Source organism: Paraburkholderia tropica (genome assembly GCF_914484835.1).
Classification (GTDB): domain Bacteria; phylum Pseudomonadota; class Gammaproteobacteria; order Burkholderiales; family Burkholderiaceae; genus Paraburkholderia; species Paraburkholderia tropica_A.
Window position 1 is genome coordinate 243 of sequence record NZ_CAJZAR010000104.1, and the last position, 2,911, is coordinate 3,153.

At 52.8% G+C, this 2,911-nt stretch carries 1 rRNA gene; it reads right to left on the minus strand.

The annotated features are described in order from the left end of the window. Nucleotides 1–16: 16 nt before the first annotated feature. Nucleotides 17–2,896: ribosomal RNA gene (locus tag LDO54_RS37445) — 23S ribosomal RNA — on the minus strand. Nucleotides 2,897–2,911: the final 15 nt, after the last annotated feature.

Below are 2,911 nucleotides of genomic sequence, written 5' to 3' on the forward strand. Positions count from 1 at the left end.
AAAACACACCTGTTATAGGATCAAGCCTTACGGGCAATTAGTATCAGTTAGCTTAACGCATTACTGCGCTTCCACACCTGACCTATCAACGTCCTGGTCTCGAACGACCCTTCAAGGGGCTTAAAGCCCCGGGGATATCTCATCTCAAGGCGAGTTTCCCGCTTAGATGCTTTCAGCGGTTATCTCTTCCGAACATAGCTACCCGGCGATGCCACTGGCGTGACAACCGGTACACCAGAGGTTCGTCCACTCCGGTCCTCTCGTACTAGGAGCAGGTCCCTTCAAATATCCAGCGCCCACGGCAGATAGGGACCAAACTGTCTCACGACGTTTTAAACCCAGCTCACGTACCTCTTTAAATGGCGAACAGCCATACCCTTGGGACCGGCTACAGCCCCAGGATGAGATGAGCCGACATCGAGGTGCCAAACACCGCCGTCGATATGAACTCTTGGGCGGTATCAGCCTGTTATCCCCAGAGTACCTTTTATCCGTTGAGCGATGGCCCTTCCATACAGAACCACCGGATCACTATGACCTGCTTTCGCACCTGCTCGACTTGTCAGTCTCGCAGTCAAGCACGCTTATGCCATTGCACTATCAGCACGATTTCCGACCGTACCTAGCGTACCTTCGTACTCCTCCGTTACCCTTTGGGAGGAGACCGCCCCAGTCAAACTGCCTACCATGCACTGTCCCCGATCCGGATCACGGACCAAGGTTAGAACCTCAAACAGATCAGGGTGGTATTTCAAGGACGGCTCCATGCAGACTAGCGTCCACACTTCACAGCCTCCCACCTATCCTACACAAACCGGTTCAAAGTCCAATGCAAAGCTACAGTAAAGGTTCATGGGGTCTTTCCGTCTAGCCGCGGGGAGATTGCATCATCACAAACACTTCAACTTCGCTGAGTCTCGGGAGGAGACAGTGTGGCCATCGTTACGCCATTCGTGCAGGTCGGAACTTACCCGACAAGGAATTTCGCTACCTTAGGACCGTTATAGTTACGGCCGCCGTTTACCGGGACTTCAATCAAGAGCTTGCACCCCATCATTTAATCTTCCGGCACCGGGCAGGCGTCACACCCTATACGTCCACTTTCGTGTTTGCAGAGTGCTGTGTTTTTATTAAACAGTCGCAGCCACCAGTTTATTGCAACCCCTTCACCCTCAGAGCGCAGGCTCTTCAAGCTACAAGGGCGTACCTTATCCCGAAGTTACGGTACCAATTTGCCGAGTTCCTTCTCCCGAGTTCTCTCAAGCGCCTTAGAATACTCATCTCGCCCACCTGTGTCGGTTTGCGGTACGGTCACTGTTGAACTGAAGCTTAGAGGCTTTTCTTGGAACCACTTCCAGTTGCTTCGTCTCCTGAGAGACTGGCCTCACACCCTTGAATTCCGCGCCCGGATTTGCCAAAGCGCCTTCTCCAATGCAAGGACCGGGACTTCCAACACCCGGACAACCTTCCGCGATCCGTCCCCCCATCGCATTCAACAATGGTGCAGGAATATTGACCTGCTTCCCATCAGCTACGCATTTCTGCCTCGCCTTAGGGGCCGACTCACCCTACGCCGATGAACGTTGCGTAGGAAACCTTGGGCTTACGGCGAGGGGGCCTTTCACCCCCTTTATCGCTACTCATGTCAGCATTCGCACTTCTGATACCTCCAGCACACTTTTCAATGCACCTTCGCAGGCTTACAGAACGCTCTCCTACCATGCACATAAATGTGCATCCGCAGCTTCGGTATATAGCTTAGCCCCGTTACATCTTCCGCGCAGGACGACTCGATCAGTGAGCTATTACGCTTTCTTTAAAGGGTGGCTGCTTCTAAGCCAACCTCCTGACTGTTTTAGCCTTCCCACTTCGTTTCCCACTTAGCTATATTTGGGGACCTTAGCTGGCGGTCTGGGTTGTTTCCCTCTTGACACCGGACGTTAGCACCCGATGTCTGTCTCCCGTGATTGCACTCTTCGGTATTCGGAGTTTGCTATGGCGACGTAATCCGCAATGGACCCATCAACCATGACAGTGCTCTACCCCCGAAGGTGATACACGAGGCACTACCTAAATAGTTTTCGGAGAGAACCAGCTATTTCCAGGTTTGTTTAGCCTTTCACCCCTATCCACAGCTCATCCCCTAACTTTTCAACGTTAGTGGGTTCGGTCCTCCAGCACGTGTTACCGTGCCTTCAACCTGGCCATGGATAGATCACCTGGTTTCGGGTCTACACCCAGCGACTGAACGCCCTGTTCGGACTCGCTTTCGCTACGCCTGCCCTATTCGGTTAAGCTTGCCACTGAATGTAAGTCGCTGACCCATTATACAAAAGGTACGCCGTCACCCCTTGCGAGGCTCCGACTGTTTGTATGCATGCGGTTTCAGGATCTATTTCACTCCCCTCCCGGGGTTCTTTTCGCCTTTCCCTCACGGTACTGGTTCACTATCGGTCGATCACGAGTATTTAGCCTTGGAGGATGGTCCCCCCATCTTCAGACAGGATTTCACGTGTCCCGCCCTACTTGTCGTACACCTAGTTCTTCCTCGCTGTTTTCGCCTACGGGGCTATCACCCACTATGGCCGCACTTTCCAGAGCGTTTGGCTAACAACGAAGATAAAGAGTACAGGCTGATCCCATTTCGCTCGCCACTACTTTGGGAATCTCGGTTGATTTCTTTTCCTGCGGCTACTTAGATGTTTCAGTTCGCCGCGTTCGCTTCGCATGACCTATGTATTCAGTCATGGATACTCCATACGGAGTGGGTTTCCCCATTCGGATATCGGTGGATCAAAGCTTGTTTGCCAGCTCCCCACCGCTTTTCGCAGGCTACCGCGTCCTTCATCGCCTGTGATCGCCAAGGCATCCACCACATGCACTTGTTCGCTTGACCCTATAACGGGTGTGT